Origin of the sequence: Pseudomonas sp. PDM24, from assembly GCF_019218905.1 — a bacterium.
GTDB lineage: Bacteria > Pseudomonadota > Gammaproteobacteria > Pseudomonadales > Pseudomonadaceae > Aquipseudomonas.
On record NZ_JAHUWR010000009.1, the window covers coordinates 103,402 to 119,797 of the forward strand.

20 protein-coding genes are annotated in these 16,396 nt (G+C 58.1%); 17 read left to right on the forward strand and 3 right to left on the reverse strand.

What is annotated here, in order from left to right:
- Positions 1-208: 208 nt before the first annotated feature.
- A complete protein-coding gene (locus KW837_RS25350; protein ID WP_218398949.1) occupies positions 209-1,447 on the reverse strand; it encodes an HlyC/CorC family transporter in 1,239 nt (412 codons plus the stop codon).
- A 12-nt stretch (positions 1,448-1,459) separates the two neighbouring features.
- Positions 1,460-2,272, reverse strand: coding sequence for an inner membrane protein YpjD (locus KW837_RS25355; protein WP_032830310.1), 813 nt, complete (start codon positions 2,270-2,272; stop codon positions 1,460-1,462).
- A gap of 210 nt (positions 2,273-2,482) precedes the next feature.
- On the opposite strand from KW837_RS25355, the gene ffh reads away from it, so the two are divergent.
- The 5 genes from ffh (at position 2,483) to rplS (ending at position 6,053) form a co-directional block, all read left to right on the forward strand.
- On the forward strand, positions 2,483-3,859 hold the full coding sequence (gene ffh / locus KW837_RS25360) for a signal recognition particle protein (RefSeq protein WP_218398950.1): 1,377 nt from the start codon (positions 2,483-2,485) through the stop codon (positions 3,857-3,859).
- 249 nt (positions 3,860-4,108) lie between these two features.
- Positions 4,109-4,360 (forward strand): 30S ribosomal protein S16, encoded by a 252-nt coding sequence (gene rpsP / locus KW837_RS25365; protein WP_003198088.1) that lies wholly within the window; start codon positions 4,109-4,111, stop codon positions 4,358-4,360.
- 5 nt (positions 4,361-4,365) lie between these two features.
- Complete coding sequence (gene rimM / locus KW837_RS25370) at positions 4,366-4,902, forward strand: ribosome maturation factor RimM (protein ID WP_007897576.1); 537 nt, start codon at positions 4,366-4,368, stop codon at positions 4,900-4,902.
- The gene (gene trmD, locus KW837_RS25375) at positions 4,884-5,657 is read left to right on the forward strand and encodes a tRNA (guanosine(37)-N1)-methyltransferase TrmD (RefSeq protein WP_173667518.1); all 774 of its coding nucleotides are present in this window, start codon (positions 4,884-4,886) and stop codon (positions 5,655-5,657) included. The genes rimM and trmD overlap by 19 nt, the downstream gene beginning before the upstream one ends.
- 45 nt (positions 5,658-5,702) lie before the next feature.
- Complete coding sequence (gene rplS, locus KW837_RS25380; protein WP_003175895.1) at positions 5,703-6,053, forward strand: 50S ribosomal protein L19; 351 nt, start codon at positions 5,703-5,705, stop codon at positions 6,051-6,053.
- 298 nt (positions 6,054-6,351) lie between these two features.
- On the opposite strand, the gene suhB is transcribed toward rplS, so the two are convergent.
- A complete protein-coding gene (suhB, locus tag KW837_RS25385) occupies positions 6,352-7,170 on the reverse strand; it encodes an inositol-phosphate phosphatase (protein ID WP_038981724.1) in 819 nt (272 codons plus the stop codon).
- 146 nt (positions 7,171-7,316) lie between these two features.
- On the opposite strand from suhB, the gene trmJ reads away from it, so the two are divergent.
- The 12 genes from trmJ to rlmN all read left to right on the forward strand — a co-directional run bounded on the left by trmJ (position 7,317) and on the right by rlmN (position 16,390).
- A complete protein-coding gene (trmJ, locus tag KW837_RS25390) occupies positions 7,317-8,087 on the forward strand; it encodes a tRNA (cytosine(32)/uridine(32)-2'-O)-methyltransferase TrmJ (protein WP_218398951.1) in 771 nt (256 codons plus the stop codon).
- Positions 8,088-8,089: 2 nt separating this feature from the next.
- A complete protein-coding gene (gene cysE, locus KW837_RS25395) occupies positions 8,090-8,866 on the forward strand; it encodes a serine O-acetyltransferase (protein WP_218398952.1) in 777 nt (258 codons plus the stop codon).
- 239 nt (positions 8,867-9,105) lie between these two features.
- Positions 9,106-9,597 carry a Fe-S cluster assembly transcriptional regulator IscR gene (iscR, locus tag KW837_RS25400; protein ID WP_007903581.1) on the forward strand — a complete coding sequence of 164 codons (492 nt, stop codon included), beginning with the start codon at positions 9,106-9,108 and terminating at the stop codon, positions 9,595-9,597.
- A 50-nt stretch (positions 9,598-9,647) separates the two neighbouring features.
- Complete coding sequence (locus tag KW837_RS25405; RefSeq protein WP_192345539.1) at positions 9,648-10,862, forward strand: IscS subfamily cysteine desulfurase; 1,215 nt, start codon at positions 9,648-9,650, stop codon at positions 10,860-10,862.
- A gap of 85 nt (positions 10,863-10,947) precedes the next feature.
- Positions 10,948-11,334, forward strand: a complete 387-nt coding sequence (iscU, locus tag KW837_RS25410; RefSeq protein WP_007929523.1) for a Fe-S cluster assembly scaffold IscU — start codon at positions 10,948-10,950, stop codon at positions 11,332-11,334.
- Between the two features lie 34 nt (positions 11,335-11,368).
- Positions 11,369-11,692 carry an iron-sulfur cluster assembly protein IscA gene (iscA, locus tag KW837_RS25415; protein ID WP_007903589.1) on the forward strand — a complete coding sequence of 108 codons (324 nt, stop codon included), beginning with the start codon at positions 11,369-11,371 and terminating at the stop codon, positions 11,690-11,692.
- 8 nt (positions 11,693-11,700) lie between these two features.
- Positions 11,701-12,222, forward strand: a complete 522-nt coding sequence (gene hscB / locus KW837_RS25420) for a co-chaperone HscB (protein ID WP_008070981.1) — start codon at positions 11,701-11,703, stop codon at positions 12,220-12,222.
- Between the two features lie 51 nt (positions 12,223-12,273).
- Complete coding sequence (gene hscA, locus KW837_RS25425; protein WP_218398953.1) at positions 12,274-14,139, forward strand: Fe-S protein assembly chaperone HscA; 1,866 nt, start codon at positions 12,274-12,276, stop codon at positions 14,137-14,139.
- Positions 14,139-14,480 (forward strand): ISC system 2Fe-2S type ferredoxin, encoded by a 342-nt coding sequence (gene fdx / locus KW837_RS25430; protein ID WP_007903596.1) that lies wholly within the window; start codon positions 14,139-14,141, stop codon positions 14,478-14,480. The genes hscA and fdx overlap by 1 nt, the downstream gene beginning before the upstream one ends.
- A 14-nt stretch (positions 14,481-14,494) precedes the next feature.
- Positions 14,495-14,695 (forward strand): Fe-S cluster assembly protein IscX, encoded by a 201-nt coding sequence (iscX, locus tag KW837_RS25435; protein ID WP_007903597.1) that lies wholly within the window; start codon positions 14,495-14,497, stop codon positions 14,693-14,695.
- A 92-nt stretch (positions 14,696-14,787) separates the two neighbouring features.
- The gene (gene ndk / locus KW837_RS25440; RefSeq protein ID WP_007903599.1) at positions 14,788-15,213 is read left to right on the forward strand and encodes a nucleoside-diphosphate kinase; all 426 of its coding nucleotides are present in this window, start codon (positions 14,788-14,790) and stop codon (positions 15,211-15,213) included.
- Between the two features lie 28 nt (positions 15,214-15,241).
- Positions 15,242-16,390: a 23S rRNA (adenine(2503)-C(2))-methyltransferase RlmN gene (gene rlmN, locus KW837_RS25445; protein ID WP_007903600.1), complete on the forward strand. Its 1,149-nt coding sequence runs from the start codon at positions 15,242-15,244 to the stop codon at positions 16,388-16,390.
- Positions 16,391-16,396 lie beyond the last annotated feature (6 nt).

Sequence of the window (16,396 nt, forward strand, 5' to 3'; positions counted from 1 at the left end):
GGCCGGAACCTGCTGCGCGCGGGGTAAGCACGTGGTTCGGCGGGGGCTTGGGTAAGCGACTTGATTATAGGAAGGCGGCTAACGATCTAACAAGGGCATGGATATTGAAAAAGATCGCAGCCTCGCTTCGCTCGACAGCTCCTACAAAGGAACGCATTCCAAACTGTAGGAGCTGTCGAGCGAAGCGAGGCCGCGATCTTTTGCTGAGCTAACGGACGAGGGCAGGTACTGAGCTGGTATGCCAGATCAACACCCGCGTAACGCGATTGTCTTCCGTCTCCAGTATCTCCAGCCGATAACGCCCGATTTTCAGGCAAACCGCACTGTCGGGGATCGTTTCCAGCGCCTCGGTCACTAACCCGTTGAGGGTTTTCGGACCATCACTGGGCAGATGCCAGCCAAGGCTCTTGTTCAATTCACGAATCGACGCCGCACCCTCGATGACCAAACGCCCATCGGCCTGCGGATGGATGTGCGGATTATCCAAGCTGTGCTGGCTTTCGAACTCACCGACGATTTCTTCGAGAATGTCTTCCAGGGTCACGATGCCCAGCACTTCGCCGTACTCGTCGACCACCATGCCCAAACGCCGCTGCTGCTTGTGAAAGTTCAGCAATTGCAGTTGCAGCGGGGTGCTTTCCGGTACGAAGTACGGTTCGTGACTGGCTGCCAGCAGCGCTTCCCGGGTCAGGCTTGAATCCGGCAGTAAATGACGGATTTGCCGGGTGTTGAGCACGGCTTCGACCTGGTTGATGTCGCTGTGGAATACCGGCAGGCGGGTGCGTCTGTTATGGCGCAATTGTTCGATGATTTCTTCGAGGGAATCGTCCAGATTGATTCCGTCGACGTCACTGCGCGGCACCAGAATATCGTTGACCGTGATGTTATCCAGCGCATGGATACCTGACAGCGAATGCGGGCGACTGGCGGCGTGTTCGTGATCGTCATGCCGATCTGCTGGCGCCTCGTCTTCGCTTTGTTGTACCACATTGATTTTGCGGGCGAATGGTCGCATCAGCAGTTGGCTGATGGCATTGAGCAGCCAGGCAGCCGGGTAGACGATCTTCAAGGGTATGCCGAGCAGTGTGTTGCCCAGGCTCAGGACAGCATCTGGATAGCGCACGGCAAGGGTGCGCGGCAGGTAGTCGGCGAACACCAGCAGCACCGCGCTGGCACCGAGGCAGGCAATCCATACACCGTTTTGCGCCCAGGTGAAAATCGCCAGCAAAGTGCTGATGACCACTACCAGCGCGCGGCACAGGGTATTGCAGAGGATCAGGCTGTTGAGCGGGAAACTCAGCTTCGCAACGGGTTTGTCGCCCGAACGCGAGGCCGTGCGCTGGGCCAGCAGCTGCTGTTGTGCAATTTCGATGGCGGTAAACAGCCCCGACCATAAAATCAGCAGGGCCAGCACCGCGAGCATCGGCCCTATGGGCAAGTCGTCCATTAATGCCGCCCGTCAGATATGCAGAATGTATTCGCGGACCAGCTTGCTGCCGAAGTACGCCAGCATCAGCAGGCAAAAACCGGCAAGGGTCCAGCGGATGGCTTTGTGTCCGCGCCAGCCGAGGCGGTTACGCCCCCAAAGCAGAACGCTGAACACGATCCAGGCCAGGCACGCCAGCAAGGTTTTATGCACCAGGTGCTGGGCGAACAGGTTCTCGACGAACAGCCAGCCGGAGATCAGCGACAACGAAAGCAGGCTCCAGCCGGCCCAAAGGAAACCAAACAGCAGGCTTTCCATGGTTTGCAGCGGCGGGAAGTTCTTGATCAGCCCGGATGGATGCTTGTGTTTGAGCTGATGGTCCTGAACCAGCAGCAGCAAAGACTGGAACACGGCAATGGTGAACATGCCGTAAGCGAGGATCGACAAGAGGATGTGGGCGAGGATGCCTGGTGCTTCGTCAATGATCTGCACCGTACCGGCGGGGGCGAACTGTGCCAGCACCACGGTGGCGGCGCCCAGCGGGAACAGCAATAGCAGCAGGTTTTCCACCGGAATCCGCGAGCAGGCCAGCAGGGTCAGGGCGATGACCGCTGCGGCAATCAGGCTGGCGGCGCTGAAAAAGTCCAGGGCCAGGCCGATCGGTGTCAGCAGATAGGTGATCAGGCTGACGCTGTGAGCCAGCACGGCCAGCACACCGAGCGTGACCAGCAGGCGCTTGTTCGCCTTGGCGCCGGTGGCCAGACGAGTGCCTTGATAGAGGGTCGCAGCGGCATATAAGCAGGCGGCGGCGAGGGTGGTAAGCAAACTGGGTGACAAGGGGAGCATAAATCCTGTTAGGCAAGCCCGAAAGGCGCTGAGTTTGGCATAGAACCCCCATAGCACGAAAGACCATGCAACCTGACGGCGAGGTGTCCGCCAGACGCAGTCTTCGCTATAATCCGCGACCTGCCCACGCCGCAGGCTCGCCGAGCACATGTTTATTCCGGTCTGGGCCGCCATTATCCCGGTCTACACAGGGCCTGAAAGGATCGCGCAATGTTTGAAAACTTAACCGACCGTCTCTCGCAGACGCTGCGCCATGTCACCGGCAAAGCCAAACTGACCGAAGACAACATCAAAGACACCCTGCGCGAAGTGCGCATGGCGTTGCTCGAAGCTGACGTCGCCTTGCCGGTGGTCAAAGACTTCGTCAACTCGGTCAAGGAGCGCGCTGTCGGCACCGAGGTGTCGCGCAGCCTGACGCCGGGCCAGGCCTTCGTGAAAATCGTCCAGGCCGAACTCGAAAGCCTGATGGGCGCGGCCAACGAAGACTTGAACCTGAGCGCCGTTCCTCCTGCTGTCGTGTTGATGGCCGGTTTGCAGGGTGCGGGTAAAACCACCACCGCCGGCAAGCTCGCGCGCTTCCTTAAAGAGCGCAAGAAGAAGTCGGTCATGGTCGTGTCCGCGGACGTTTACCGTCCGGCGGCGATCAAGCAGCTTGAAATGCTCGCGGGTGAAGTTGGCGTTACCTTCTTCCCGTCCGACCTGAGCCAGAAGCCGGTCGACATCGCGCAAGCCGCTATTAAAGAAGCAAAACTGAAATTCATCGACGTGGTCATCGTCGATACCGCCGGTCGTTTGCACATCGACGAAGAAATGATGGGCGAGATCAAGGCGCTGCATGCCGCGATCAACCCGGTTGAAACCCTGTTCGTGGTCGATGCCATGACTGGCCAGGACGCCGCCAACACGGCCAAGGCCTTCGGCGATGCGCTGCCGCTGACCGGTGTGATCCTGACCAAGGTCGACGGCGATGCCCGTGGCGGTGCCGCGTTGTCGGTACGTGCCATCACCGGCAAGCCGATCAAGTTCATCGGTATGGGCGAGAAGAGCGAAGCGCTCGAGCCGTTCCACCCTGAGCGTATTGCTTCGCGCATCCTCGGCATGGGTGACGTGCTCAGCCTGATCGAGCAGGCCGAACAGACTCTCGACAAAGACAAGGCCGATAAACTGGCCAAGAAGCTGAAGAAGGGCAAGGGCTTCGACCTCGAAGACTTCCGCGATCAGCTGCAACAGATGAAAAACATGGGCGGCCTCAGCGGCCTCATGGACAAACTGCCGAACATAGGTGGTGTGAATCTGGCGCAAATGGGCAACGCCCAGGGCGCGGCAGAGAAACAGTTCAAGCAGATGGAAGCCATCATCAACTCCATGACCCCGGCCGAACGCCGCGACCCTGAGCTGATCAGCGGTTCGCGCAAGCGCCGGATCGCCATGGGTTCCGGCACTCAGGTGCAGGACATCGGTCGCTTGATCAAGCAGCACAAGCAGATGCAGAAGATGATGAAGAAATTCTCCGCGAAAGGCGGAATGGCCAAAATGATGCGCGGCATGGGCGGTATGTTGCCCGGCGGCGGCATGCCGAAAATGTAAAAGATTCGCGCCGGCAGTCATGTCGGCGCTGCCCACATGGAAGTGGGATCTCCAGCAAACCCGCACTTGGCGGGAGCTGACTGGCCGTTTTCAACGACGGCTCTATAGCAAATCTGGATGGCGACCGATAGGCCGCCGGAAAAAGACATTTGCAAAAGTCCGGATATTCCTTAGAATATGCGGCCTTTCGGGCACCTATGCCCGCTGTGCCTTTAGATTTGCAGCACCGACTACAGGAACGATGTTCACATGCTAACAATCCGTCTTGCCCTTGGCGGCTCCAAAAAGCGCCCGTTTTACCACTTGACCGTAACCGACAGCCGTAACCCGCGCGACGGTTCGCACAAGGAACAGGTTGGTTTCTTCAACCCTGTTGCTCGTGGTCAAGAAGTTCGTCTGTCCGTGAACCAAGAGCGCGTAGCCTACTGGCTGAGCGTTGGTGCACAACCTTCTGAGCGCGTTGCTCAGTTGTTGAAGGAATCTGCTAAGGCTGCGGCCTGAGCAATATGAGCGCGACGCCAGCTGTTGCCGATGATTTGATCGTTATTGGCAAAATTTATTCTGTTCATGGCGTTCGCGGCGAAGTGAAGGTGTATTCCTTTACTGATCCGACTGAAAACCTGTTGCAGTACAAAACCTGGACGCTCAAGCGCGAAGGCAATGTGAAGCAGGTCGAGCTGGTCAGCGGACGTGGGAACGACAAGTTCCTGGTCGCAAAGCTCAAGGGTCTTGATGATCGTGAAGAAGCGCGTCTTCTGGCTGGTTATGAGATCTGTGTGCCGCGCAACCTGTTCCCTGAATTGACCGACGGCGAGTACTACTGGTACCAGCTGGAAGGTCTGAAGGTTATCGATCAACTCGGGCAGCTGCTCGGGAAAATCGATCATCTTCTGGAAACCGGCGCCAATGATGTAATGGTGGTCAAGCCTTGCGCTGGTAGCCTGGATGATCGCGAACGCCTGTTGCCCTATACGGAGCAATGCGTGTTGGCTGTCGACCTTGCCGCAGGCGAGATGAAGGTGGAATGGGATGCGGACTTCTAAACGTGGCTAACCTGCGCGTAGAAGTGATCAGTTTGTTTCCCGAGATGTTCTCCGCCATCAGCGAGTACGGCATCACCAGTCGGGCGGTGAAACAGGGGCTGTTGCAGCTCACCTGTTGGAATCCGCGAGACTACACGACGGATCGACATCACACGGTGGATGATCGCCCATTTGGCGGTGGTCCGGGCATGGTGATGAAGATCAAGCCCCTGGAAGATGCTCTGGTTCAGGCCAAGGCAGCAGCCGGGGAGGCGGCGAAGGTGATTTACCTGTCCCCCCAAGGCCGTCAACTGACTCAGTCGGCGGTGCGCGAGTTGGCGAATCTGGATGCATTGATCCTGATTGCCGGCCGCTATGAAGGCATTGACGAGCGTTTTATTGATGCTCATGTCGATGAAGAGTGGTCGATTGGCGACTATGTACTGTCTGGCGGTGAGCTGCCGGCGATGGTCCTGATCGATGCGGTTACACGACTGCTGCCTGGAGCTTTAGGGCATGCGGACTCCGCCGAGGAAGATTCCTTTACGGATGGTTTGCTGGATTGCCCGCACTACACCCGACCGGAGGTGTATGCGGATCAGCGTGTTCCCGACGTATTGCTAAGTGGCAATCACGCGCACATCCGGCGTTGGCGTTTACAGCAGTCCCTTGGTAGGACCTTTGAACGACGCGCCGATCTTCTGGAAAGCCGCTCGCTTTCTGGAGAAGAGAAGAAGCTGCTCGAGGAATACATCCGCGAGCGGGACGATAGTTAACAACGTATCGATGGTAGATCCGACGATTTACCTTAGGAGCACAGCATGACTAACAAAATCATCCTTGCACTCGAAGCAGAGCAGATGACCAAAGAGATCCCTACCTTTGCCCCGGGCGACACCATTGTCGTTCAGGTGAAAGTGAAGGAAGGCGATCGTTCGCGTCTGCAAGCGTTCGAAGGCGTAGTTATCGCCAAGCGTAACCGCGGCGTAAACAGTGCTTTCACCGTTCGTAAAATCTCCAACGGTGTTGGCGTAGAGCGTACTTTCCAGACCTACAGCCCGCAAATCGACAGCATGGCCGTTAAGCGTCGCGGTGACGTACGTAAAGCCAAGCTGTACTACCTGCGTGACCTGTCCGGTAAAGCAGCTCGCATCAAGGAAAAACTGGCTTAAGTCCAGCTTCCGATGCGCAAGAGTCAGCCTGTTCAGGCTGGCTCTTCAAGAAAATGCCTCGTATCGAAAGATACGGGGCATTTTTCGTTATGGTGCGGAACCTGTAGGAGCGAGGCGTGCCCGCGAAGAGGGTGTGTCGATCGACATTGATGTTGTCTGGTGCGTCGTCTTCGTGAGCAAGCTCGCTCCCACACGGATCGCGGCGTTAAGGGGGGAAGACTTTTTCCGCACAAAAGAAAACGCCCCGAACAAGTCGGGGCGTTTTCTTGAAGTGCTGCGGCTTTTTGAGCGTGGGCGCTTAGCGCTTCAGCGAAGCTGGCAGGTGCGGCTGGATCGCCGTCAGTACTGCCTTGAAGCACTTGGTGTTGCCGGCGACGATGTGGCCTTTCTCAAGGAAGTCGTGACCGCCGGTGAAGTCGCTCACCAAGCCGCCGGCTTCCTGGATCAGCAGGGCGCCTGCAGCCATGTCCCACTCGGACAGGCCTGACTCCCAGAACGCATCGAAACGGCCGGCGGCCACATAGGCCAGGTCCAGACTCGCTGCGCCAGCACGGCGGATGCCGGCGGTCTGGCCAACCAGGGCGCGGAACATGCCTAGGTAGTTGTCGAGGTTGTCCATCTGGTCGTCACGGAACGGGAAGCCGGTACCCAGCAGGGCGCCGTCCAGGCTGGTGCGACCGCTGACGCGTAGGCGACGACCGTTCAGTTGGGCGCCGCGACCACGGCTGGCGGTGAATTCTTCCTGGCGAACCGGGTCCAGAACAACAGCGTGCTCCAGGCGGCCGCGGTATTTGCAGGCAATGCTGACAGCGAAGTGAGGAATGCCGCGCAGGAAGTTGGTGGTGCCATCCAGTGGATCAATGATCCACAGGTACTCTTCGCCTTCGATGCCGCTACCGGCGTGCATGCCGGTTTCTTCACCCATGATCGAGTGATTCGGGTAGGCCTTGCGCAGCGCATCGATGATTTTCTGTTCGGCGGCGCGATCCACCTCGGATACGTAATCCTTGGCGTCTTTTTCGTCGACCTTGATGGTATCCAGGCGCTCGATGGAGCGGAAAATCAATTCACTGGCGCTGCGGGCGGCGCGCAGCGCGATATTCAGCATGGGCTGCATGGATGTGTCACCTAAGGTTGTTAAAGAAAGCCGGGCATTCTATCAGAAAGTTTCTACAGGTGAAGGTCGGTGTTCGCTTTCATAGCTTAACGGTAGGTTGAGCTGTAAGATTCTGCTCCCTATTAAAGTGTTCGAGAGCGTCTCCCTTGCTGCAAAACATTCGTGTCGTCCTGGTCAATACCAGTCACCCCGGCAATATTGGTGGGGCTGCGCGTGCCATGAAGAACATGGGCCTGTCGCGGCTGGTGCTGGTCGAACCGCGGTTGTTCCCGCATCACGAGGCCGATGCGCGTGCGTCTGGTGCCGGGGATATCCTTGAAAACGCGCAAGTCGTCGCCACTCTGGAAGATGCCTTGGTCGGCTGCAATCTGGTGCTCGGTACGAGTGCTCGTGACCGTCGCATTCCCTGGCCATTGCTCGATCCTCGCGAATGCGGTGTGAAGGTGGTCGAAGAGGCGGCGCAAGGTGCCGAGATCGCATTGGTGTTTGGCCGTGAAGACTCCGGCCTGACCAATGAAGAGCTGCAGCGATGTCATTATCACGTTCACATCCCATCAGACCCTGAATTCAGTTCGCTGAACCTCGGGGCGGCGGTGCAAGTGTTGAGCTATGAAGTGCGCATGTCCTGGCTGGCGGCCCAAGGTCAGCCGAGCAAGGTTGAGAAGGAGGAAGTGGCATCCACCAAAAGTGGTGAGCTGGCGACCATGGATGAGCTGGAGCGCTTTTATGAGCACCTGGAGCAAACCCTGGTGGCCATCGAGTTCCTCGACCCGGAAAAACCACGGCACTTGATGGCGCGCCTGCGCCGGTTGTACGGACGCAGCTCGGTCAGCCGGGCGGAAATGAATATATTGCGTGGCATCCTCACGGAAACCCAGAAAGCGGCCCGTGGCGAGCTTCTAAAGCGGAAGGATTAATGATGTTCGAGCGTTTGCGTGAAGATATCCAAAGTGTTTTCCATCGTGACCCGGCGGCGCGTAATGCTTTTGAGGTTCTGACGTGCTACCCGGGCATGCACGCCATCTGGATCCATCGCCTGTCGTCAGCGTTGTGGGGCATGGGCTGGAAATGGCTGGCGCGTCTGGTGTCGAACTTCGGTCGCTGGTTGACCGGAATCGAGATTCATCCGGGTGCCAAGGTCGGTCGTCGCTTCTTTATCGACCATGGCATGGGCATCGTTATCGGTGAGACCGCTGAGATCGGCAACGACGTCACCCTGTATCAAGGCGTGACCCTTGGCGGCACCAGCTGGAACAAAGGCAAGCGTCACCCGACCCTGGAAGACGGTGTAGTGGTCGGGGCGGGCGCCAAGGTGCTCGGCCCGTTTACGGTGGGTGCCGGGGCCAAGGTGGGTTCCAATGCCGTGGTCACCAAGGCGGTTCCGCCCGGGGCAACAGTGGTGGGGATTCCGGGGCGGATCATCGTCAAGTCCGATGAAGAGCAGGACGCCAAGCGCAAGGCCATGGCCGAGAAGATCGGTTTCGACGCCTACGGTGTCGGCGAAGACATGCCGGACCCGGTGGCTCGAGCTATTAACCAGTTGCTCGATCATCTGCAGGCTGTAGATGGTCGACTTGAAGGGATGTGTGGGGCGCTGAAGGACCTGGGTAGCAATTACTGTGCGAAAGATCTGCCTGAGCTGCGCGAAGAGGACTTCGCCTGTGTGAAGGACAAGGATCAGAGCCGGGCCGGCTAAACCGTGTCAGTTTCTTCGCGGGCAAGCCTCGCTCCTACATGAGTCGCGCTGCCTCTGTAGGAGCGAGGCTTGCCCGCGAAGAACGATAACGCGCAATTGCTGGCTGTACGCCGCCAGCCTTTGCTATGATGCGCGCGCTCTTTTGCGGGTAAACCTGAGTAAAGCACTAGGTCTTATAGTTGACTTAAATACTCGGGAATTGCATACTCGCCCCATTCCGAATTCCGTGGTAATTGTCCATGCGACTGACTACAAAAGGCCGATACGCCGTGACCGCCATGCTTGACCTGGCGTTGCATGCGCAGCACGGGCCGGTGTCCCTGGCCGATATCTCCGAGCGCCAAGGTATCTCCCTGTCCTACCTCGAGCAGCTTTTTGCCAAATTGCGCCGCAGCAATCTGGTGTCCAGTGTTCGCGGTCCAGGCGGTGGTTACCAGCTGTCCCGAGACATGCAGGGCATCCAGGTCGCCCAGGTGATCGATGCGGTCAACGAATCGGTCGATGCAACCAAATGCCAGGGCCAAGGTGATTGCCATCAAGGCGACACCTGTCTGACCCACCACTTGTGGTGCGATCTGAGTCTGCAGATTCACGAATTTCTGAGCGGTATCAGCTTGGCTGACCTTGTAACTCGCCGTGAGGTGCAAGAAGTAGCCCAGCGTCAGGACCAGCGTCGTTGCAACAGCAAGGCGCCACGCCTGGACAAGATTGAAGCGTCCGCCGTCGAATGACAGCCAAAGAGCTAGCGGCACGCCAGCCAGCCTGATTTAGGAGATAGTCCATGAAATTGCCGATTTACCTTGATTACTCTGCGACGACCCCGGTTGATCCACGTGTCGCGCAAAAGATGAGTGAATGCCTGCTGGTCGACGGAAACTTCGGTAACCCGGCGTCCCGTTCCCACGTGTTCGGCTGGAAAGCTGAAGAGTCCGTCGAGAACGCTCGCCGTCAGGTCGCTGACCTGGTTAACGCCGACCCGCGTGAAATCGTCTGGACCTCCGGTGCCACCGAGTCCGACAACCTGGCAATCAAGGGGGCGGCGCATTTCTACGCCACCAAAGGCAAGCACCTGATCACCACCAAGATTGAGCACAAGGCTGTCCTCGACACCATGCGCCAACTGGAACGTGAAGGTTTCGAAGTGACCTACCTCGATCCTCGCGAAGATGGTCTGGTCACTCCAGAGATGGTCGAAGCTGCCCTGCGCGACGACACTATCCTGGTGTCGATCATGCACGTGAACAACGAAATCGGCACCATCAACGACATCGCTGCCATCGGCGAACTGTGCCGCTCCAAGGGCATTCTGTTCCACGTCGACGCCGCTCAGTCCACCGGCAAGGTCGAGATCGACCTGTCGAAGCTGAAAGTCGACATGATGTCGTTCTCTGCCCACAAAACCTACGGCCCTAAAGGCATCGGCGCGCTGTACGTCAGCCGCAAGCCGCGTGTTCGCATCGAAGCGACCATGCACGGCGGCGGTCACGAGCGCGGCATGCGTTCCGGCACCCTGGCGACCCACCAGATCGTCGGCATGGGCGAAGCTTTCCGTGTGGCCAAGGAAGACATGGCTGCCGAGAACGTACGCATCAAAGCCCTGAGCGACCGCTTCTTCAAGCAGGTCGAAGGCCTGGAAGAGCTGTACGTCAACGGCAGCATGACCGCCCGCGTACCGCATAACCTGAACCTGAGCTTCAACTACGTTGAGGGCGAGTCGCTGATCATGGCGCTCAAGGATCTGGCGGTTTCGTCCGGTTCGGCCTGCACCTCGGCATCGCTTGAGCCTTCGTACGTACTGCGCGCCCTGGGCCGCAACGACGAACTGGCACACAGTTCGATTCGCTTCACCTTCGGCCGTTTCACCACCGAAGAAGAAATCGACTACGCCGCGCAGAAAGTCTGCGAGGCCGTTACCAAGCTGCGCACTCTCTCGCCGCTGTGGGACATGTACAAAGATGGCGTCGACATTTCGAAAATCGAGTGGGCGGCGCACTGATATTCAAGTCGCCGCAACCGGGCCCTGCCAATCCACGATTTGCAGGGCTTCAAGAGCGACTCCTGATGAGTGAGGATTAAGAATCATGGCTTACAGCGAAAAGGTCATCGACCACTACGAGAACCCGCGCAACGTCGGCAAGATGAACGCGGAAGATCCTGATGTCGGCACCGGCATGGTCGGCGCTCCGGCGTGCGGCGACGTGATGCGCTTGCAGATCAAGGTCAACGAACAAGGCATCATCGAAGACGCCAAGTTCAAGACCTACGGTTGCGGTTCGGCGATCGCCTCCAGCTCCCTGGCGACCGAGTGGATGAAAGGCAAGACTCTGGATGAAGCAGAGACCATCAAGAACACTCAGCTGGCCGAAGAACTGGCGCTGCCGCCAGTGAAAATTCACTGCTCCGTACTTGCTGAAGACGCTATCAAAGCGGCCGTTCGCGACTACAAGCAGAAGAAAGGCTTGATCTGACTTTCAAGATTTGGCGACGAGTAAGGAGTCACCGATGGCTATCAGCATGACAGAAGCGGCTGCTCAACACGTGCGACGCTCCCTCAACGGGCGCGGCAAAGGTGAAGGGATTCGCCTGGGTGTTCGCACCACAGGCTGTTCCGGCCTTGCCTACGTGCTGGAGTTTGTCGACGAGGTGGTTGCAGAGGATCAGGTGTTCGAAAGTCACGGCGAGAAAGTGATCATCGACCCGAAAAGCCTGGCCTACCTGGACGGCACCGAACTCGATTTCGTCAAGGAAGGGTTGAACGAAGGCTTCAAGTTCAACAATCCCAACGTGCGCGGTGAATGTGGCTGCGGCGAAAGCTTCAACATCTGAGGCTGCGCGTGGGTACTCCTTGTCATTTCGCTTTATTTGAGCTGAAACCGAGCTTCCGTCTGGATCTCGATCAGTTGGCCACGCGCTACCGTGAGTTGGCGCGCGGTGTTCATCCGGACCGCTTTGCTGACGCTTCCGAGCGTGAGCAGCGGCTGGCGCTCGAGCAATCCGCGAGCCTCAACGAGGCCTACCAGACGCTCAAAAGTCCCCCCAAACGCGCGCGATACCTGCTCGCCATGGGTGGTCGCGAGCTGCCGCTGGAGGTCACGGTGCATGATCCGGAGTTTCTTCTGCAGCAGATGGAGTTGCGTGAAGAACTCGAAGACCTGCAAGACAGCGCCGACCTGGCGGGTGTTGCAGTGTTCAAGCGTCGCCTGAAAACCGCGCAGGATGAACTGAACGAAAGCTTCGCAGCCTGTTGGGATGATGCAGCGCAACGTGAACAGGCCGAACGCCTGATGCGGCGCATGCAGTTCCTCGACAAGCTCACCTACGAAGTGCGCCAGTTAGAAGAGCGCCTCGACGATTAACCCAGTGCCGCTCCGGTCGCACGCCTGATATACAGATAAGTCCTGATCACGATGGCCCTACTGCAGATCGCCGAACCCGGCCAAAGTCCTCAACCGCACCAGCGTCGTCTGGCTGTGGGGATCGACTTGGGCACTACCAATTCGCTGGTCGCTGCGTTGCGCAGTGGTCTTTCCGAGCCTCTGGCCGACGCGCAAGGGCAGGTCATTCTGCCGTCTGCCGTGCGCTATCACGCCGATCGCGTCGAAGTCGGCGAGTCGGCCAAACTGGCCGCCGCGTCCGATCCTTTGAACACGGTGCTGTCGGTCAAGCGCTTGATGGGTCGTGGTTTGTCCGACGTCAAGCAATTGGGCGATCAACTGCCGTACCGTTTTGTCGACGGCGAGTCGCACATGCCGTTCATCGACACGGTGCAAGGTCCGAAAAGCCCGGTCGAAGTCTCCGCCGATATCCTCAAGGTGCTGCGTCAGCGCGCTGAAGCGACCTTGGGTGGCGAGCTGGTTGGCGCGGTGATCACCGTTCCAGCCTATTTCGATGATGCTCAGCGTCAAGCCACCAAGGATGCGGCCAAGCTGGCCGGTCTGAACGTGCTGCGTCTGCTCAATGAGCCAACCGCCGCCGCTGTCGCCTACGGTCTGGATCAGCACGCCGAAGGCTTGGTCGCGATTTATGACCTGGGCGGCGGTACGTTCGATATTTCGATTCTGCGCCTGACCGGCGGTGTGTTTGAAGTGCTGGCCACCGGCGGCGACAGCGCCCTGGGTGGCGATGACTTTGACCATGCTATCGCTGGCTGGATCATCGAGAGCGCCGGTCTGTCGGCCGACCTCGATCCGGGTACGCAACGTAATCTGCTGCAAACCGCGTGCGCAGCCAAAGAAGCCCTGACCAATTGCTCGTCCGTCGAAGTCGCTTATGGCGACTGGAAGGCCGAGCTGACCCGAGACGCCTTCAATGCGTTGATCGAGCCGATGGTTGCTCGCAGCTTGAAAGCCTGCCGTCGCGCGGTGCGTGATTCCGGTATCGAGCTGGAAGACGTACACGCTGTGGTCATGGTCGGCGGCTCGACGCGTGTGCCTCGCGTCCGCGAAGCTGTTGCGCAGGCCTTCGGTCGCGAGCCGTTGACCGAAATCGATCCGGATCAAGTCGTGGCCATCGGTGCCGCGATTCAGGCCGATACCCTGGCCGGCAACAAGCGTGACGGCGGCGAACTGCTGTTGCTCGACGTGATTCCGTTGTCCCTGGGGCTGGAAACCATGGGCGGTCTGATGGAGAAGGTGATTCCGCGCAACACCACCATCCCCGTCGCCCGGGCCCAGGACTTCACCACGTATAAAGATGGCCAGTCGGCCATGGCTATCCACGTATTGCAGGGTGAGCGCGAGCTGATCAGCGATTGCCGCTCCCTGGCCCGTTTCGAATTGCGCGGTATTCCGGCGATGGTGGCCGGTGCGGCGAAGATTCGCGTGACCTTCCAGGTCGACGCCGACGGTCTGCTCAGTGTCTCGGCCCGCGAATTGGGTTCGGGCGTCGAAGCCAGCATCCAGGTCAAACCGTCCTACGGCCTGACCGACGGCGAAATTGCCAAAATGCTTAAAGATTCGTTCCAGCACGCCAACGATGACAAGGTCGCTCGGGTATTGCGTGAGCAGCAGGTCGATGCCCAGCGCCTGATCGAGGCGGTGCAGGGCGCTCTGGAAGTTGACGGCGAACGCCTGCTCGACGCCGAAGAGCGCATGGTCATCGAATTGCAGATGCAGGAACTGACCGAATTGATGAAAGGCACCGATGGTTACGCCATCGAGCAGCAGACCAAGCGTCTGTCGCAAGTGACCGATGCCTTTGCTGCCCGCCGCCTGGACTCTACGGTGAAAGCCGCTCTGGCGGGGCGCAACCTGAATGAAATCGAGGATAACTGATGCCGCAGGTCATTTTTCTGCCACACGAGAAGTTCTGCCCGGAAGGCATGGTTGTAGAGGCTGAGCCTGGTATTTCCATTCTCGAACTGGCCCATGAACATCATATCGAGATGGAAAGCGCCTGTGGCGGCGTCTGCGCCTGCACCACTTGTCACTGCATCGTTCGCGAAGGTTTCGATTCGCTGGAAGAGGCCGATGAGCTGGAAGAAGACTTTCTTGATCGGGCATGGGGTCTGGAGGCGCAATCTCGTCTAGCCTGTCAGGCGATCGTCGGGACAGAAGACCTGACCATCGAGATTCCGAAATATTCGCTCAACCATGCAGCCGAAGCGCCGCACTGATTCAAGGAACCGACATGAGTCTGAAATGGGTTGATGTGCTTGAAATCGCGATCCAGCTGGCTGAGTCCAGGCCGGAAGTGGATCCGCGTTATGTGAACTTCGTCGATCTGCACCAATGGGTGCTGGCATTGCCGGAGTTCAGTGATGATCCGACCCGCGGTGGCGAGAAGGTGCTTGAAGCCATTCAGGCCGCCTGGATCGAAGAAGCAGACTGATTCTGCACCGTACGTCGTTAGGCAATACCAAAGAACCCGCGTATAATTCGCGGGTTTAATTTTTCGCAAATTACCGTTTCTGGAGTTACACCATGGCTGTTCAACGTACTTTCTCCATCATCAAGCCTGACGCTGTTGCAAAAAACGTTATCGGCGAGATCACCACTCGTTTCGAAAAAGCTGGCCTGCGCGTTGTAGCTTCGAAACTGAAGCAACTGTCCAAAGCTGAAGCTGAAGGCTTCTACGCTGAGCACAGCGCTCGTGGTTTCTTCAACGACCTGGTTGCTTTCATGATCTCCGGTCCGGTTGTCGTTCAGGTTCTGGAAGGCGAAAACGCTATCGCTCTGAACCGTGAGCTGATGGGCGCTACCAACCCTAAAGAAGCTGCTGCCGGCACCATCCGTGCTGACTTCGCTGATTCCATCGACGCCAACGCTGTACACGGTTCGGACTCCGAAGCCGCTGCTGCTCGCGAAATCTCGTACTTCTTCGCAGCTACTGAAGTAACCACTCGCTAAGCATTGGCTTAAGAGTGAAGGTGAATCCATGACTACATCGACTGTAAAAACCAACCTGCTGGGTCTGACTCAACAGGAAATGGAAAAATTCTTCGACTCAATCGGGGAGAAGCGTTTCCGTGCCGGTCAGGTAATGAAATGGATTCACCACCTTGGCGTTGATGATTTCGACGCCATGACGAACGTCAGCAAGGCCTTGCGCGACAAGCTCAAGGCCATTGCTGAAGTCCGCGGCCCCGAAGTGGTCAGCGAGGACATCTCCACCGATGGCACCCGTAAATGGGTAGTACGCGTGGCGTCCGGTAGCTGCGTCGAGACCGTGTACATTCCCCAGGGCAAACGCGGCACTCTGTGCGTTTCGTCCCAGGCAGGCTGTGCCCTGGATTGCAGTTTCTGCTCCACCGGCAAGCAAGGTTTCAACAGCAACCTCACCGCCGCCGAAGTGATCGGTCAGGTGTGGATTGCCAATAAATCGTTCGGCAGCATCCCGGCGACCGCCGACCGTGCCATCACCAACGTGGTGATGATGGGCATGGGTGAGCCGCTGCTGAACTTCGACAACGTCGTGGCCGCCATGCATCTGATGATGGATGACCTGGGCTACGGGATATCCAAGCGCCGTGTGACCCTGTCGACTTCGGGTGTGGTGCCGATGATCGATGAGCTGTCCAAGCACATCGACGTGTCCCTGGCGTTGTCGCTGCACGCACCGAATGACGCATTGCGTAACCAATTGGTGCCGATCAACAAGAAATATCCGCTTAAGATGCTGCTCGAGTCGTGCCAGCGCTACATGTCGTCCCTGGGCGAAAAGCGCGTGCTGACCATCGAGTACACCTTGCTCAAGGACATCAACGACAAGGTTGAACACGCCGTTGAGATGATTGAGCTACTCAAGAACATCCCGTGCAAGATCAACCTGATTCCGTTCAACCCGTTCCCGCATTCCGGTTACGAGCGTCCGAGCAACAATGCGATTCGTCGTTTCCAGGATCAGCTTCACCATGCAGGCTTCAACGTCACCGTACGCACCACCCGCGGTGAAGACATCGATGCCGCGTGTGGCCAATTGGTAGGGCAGGTGCTGGATCGCACCCGTCGCAGCGAACGTTATATCGCCGTGCGCGAGTTGAGCGCCGAAAACGATATCGCAACGAACGCCGCGAACAATAATTAAGAGAGG

Excerpts from the sequence above, each read along its gene's own strand:
- rplS (WP_003175895.1), top strand. The coding sequence starts at position 5,703 with ATGACTAACAAAATCATCCTTGCACTCGAAGCAGAGCAGATGACCAAA.
- hscA (WP_218398953.1), top strand. The coding sequence starts at position 12,274 with ATGGCCCTACTGCAGATCGCCGAACCCGGCCAAAGTCCTCAACCGCAC.
- suhB (WP_038981724.1), bottom strand. The coding sequence starts at position 7,170 with ATGCAGCCCATGCTGAATATCGCGCTGCGCGCCGCCCGCAGCGCCAGT.
- fdx (WP_007903596.1), top strand. The coding sequence starts at position 14,139 with ATGCCGCAGGTCATTTTTCTGCCACACGAGAAGTTCTGCCCGGAAGGC.
- ndk (WP_007903599.1), top strand. The coding sequence starts at position 14,788 with ATGGCTGTTCAACGTACTTTCTCCATCATCAAGCCTGACGCTGTTGCA.
- KW837_RS25350 (WP_218398949.1), bottom strand. The coding sequence starts at position 1,447 with ATGGACGACTTGCCCATAGGGCCGATGCTCGCGGTGCTGGCCCTGCTG.
- iscR (WP_007903581.1), top strand. The coding sequence starts at position 9,106 with ATGCGACTGACTACAAAAGGCCGATACGCCGTGACCGCCATGCTTGAC.
- iscA (WP_007903589.1), top strand. The coding sequence starts at position 11,369 with ATGGCTATCAGCATGACAGAAGCGGCTGCTCAACACGTGCGACGCTCC.
- KW837_RS25405 (WP_192345539.1), top strand. The coding sequence starts at position 9,648 with ATGAAATTGCCGATTTACCTTGATTACTCTGCGACGACCCCGGTTGAT.
- rimM (WP_007897576.1), top strand. The coding sequence starts at position 4,366 with ATGAGCGCGACGCCAGCTGTTGCCGATGATTTGATCGTTATTGGCAAA.
- rlmN (WP_007903600.1), top strand. The coding sequence starts at position 15,242 with ATGACTACATCGACTGTAAAAACCAACCTGCTGGGTCTGACTCAACAG.
- iscU (WP_007929523.1), top strand. The coding sequence starts at position 10,948 with ATGGCTTACAGCGAAAAGGTCATCGACCACTACGAGAACCCGCGCAAC.
- iscX (WP_007903597.1), top strand. The coding sequence starts at position 14,495 with ATGAGTCTGAAATGGGTTGATGTGCTTGAAATCGCGATCCAGCTGGCT.
- rpsP (WP_003198088.1), top strand. The coding sequence starts at position 4,109 with ATGCTAACAATCCGTCTTGCCCTTGGCGGCTCCAAAAAGCGCCCGTTT.
- cysE (WP_218398952.1), top strand. The coding sequence starts at position 8,090 with ATGTTCGAGCGTTTGCGTGAAGATATCCAAAGTGTTTTCCATCGTGAC.
- trmD (WP_173667518.1), top strand. The coding sequence starts at position 4,884 with ATGGGATGCGGACTTCTAAACGTGGCTAACCTGCGCGTAGAAGTGATC.
- ffh (WP_218398950.1), top strand. The coding sequence starts at position 2,483 with ATGTTTGAAAACTTAACCGACCGTCTCTCGCAGACGCTGCGCCATGTC.
- KW837_RS25355 (WP_032830310.1), bottom strand. The coding sequence starts at position 2,272 with ATGCTCCCCTTGTCACCCAGTTTGCTTACCACCCTCGCCGCCGCCTGC.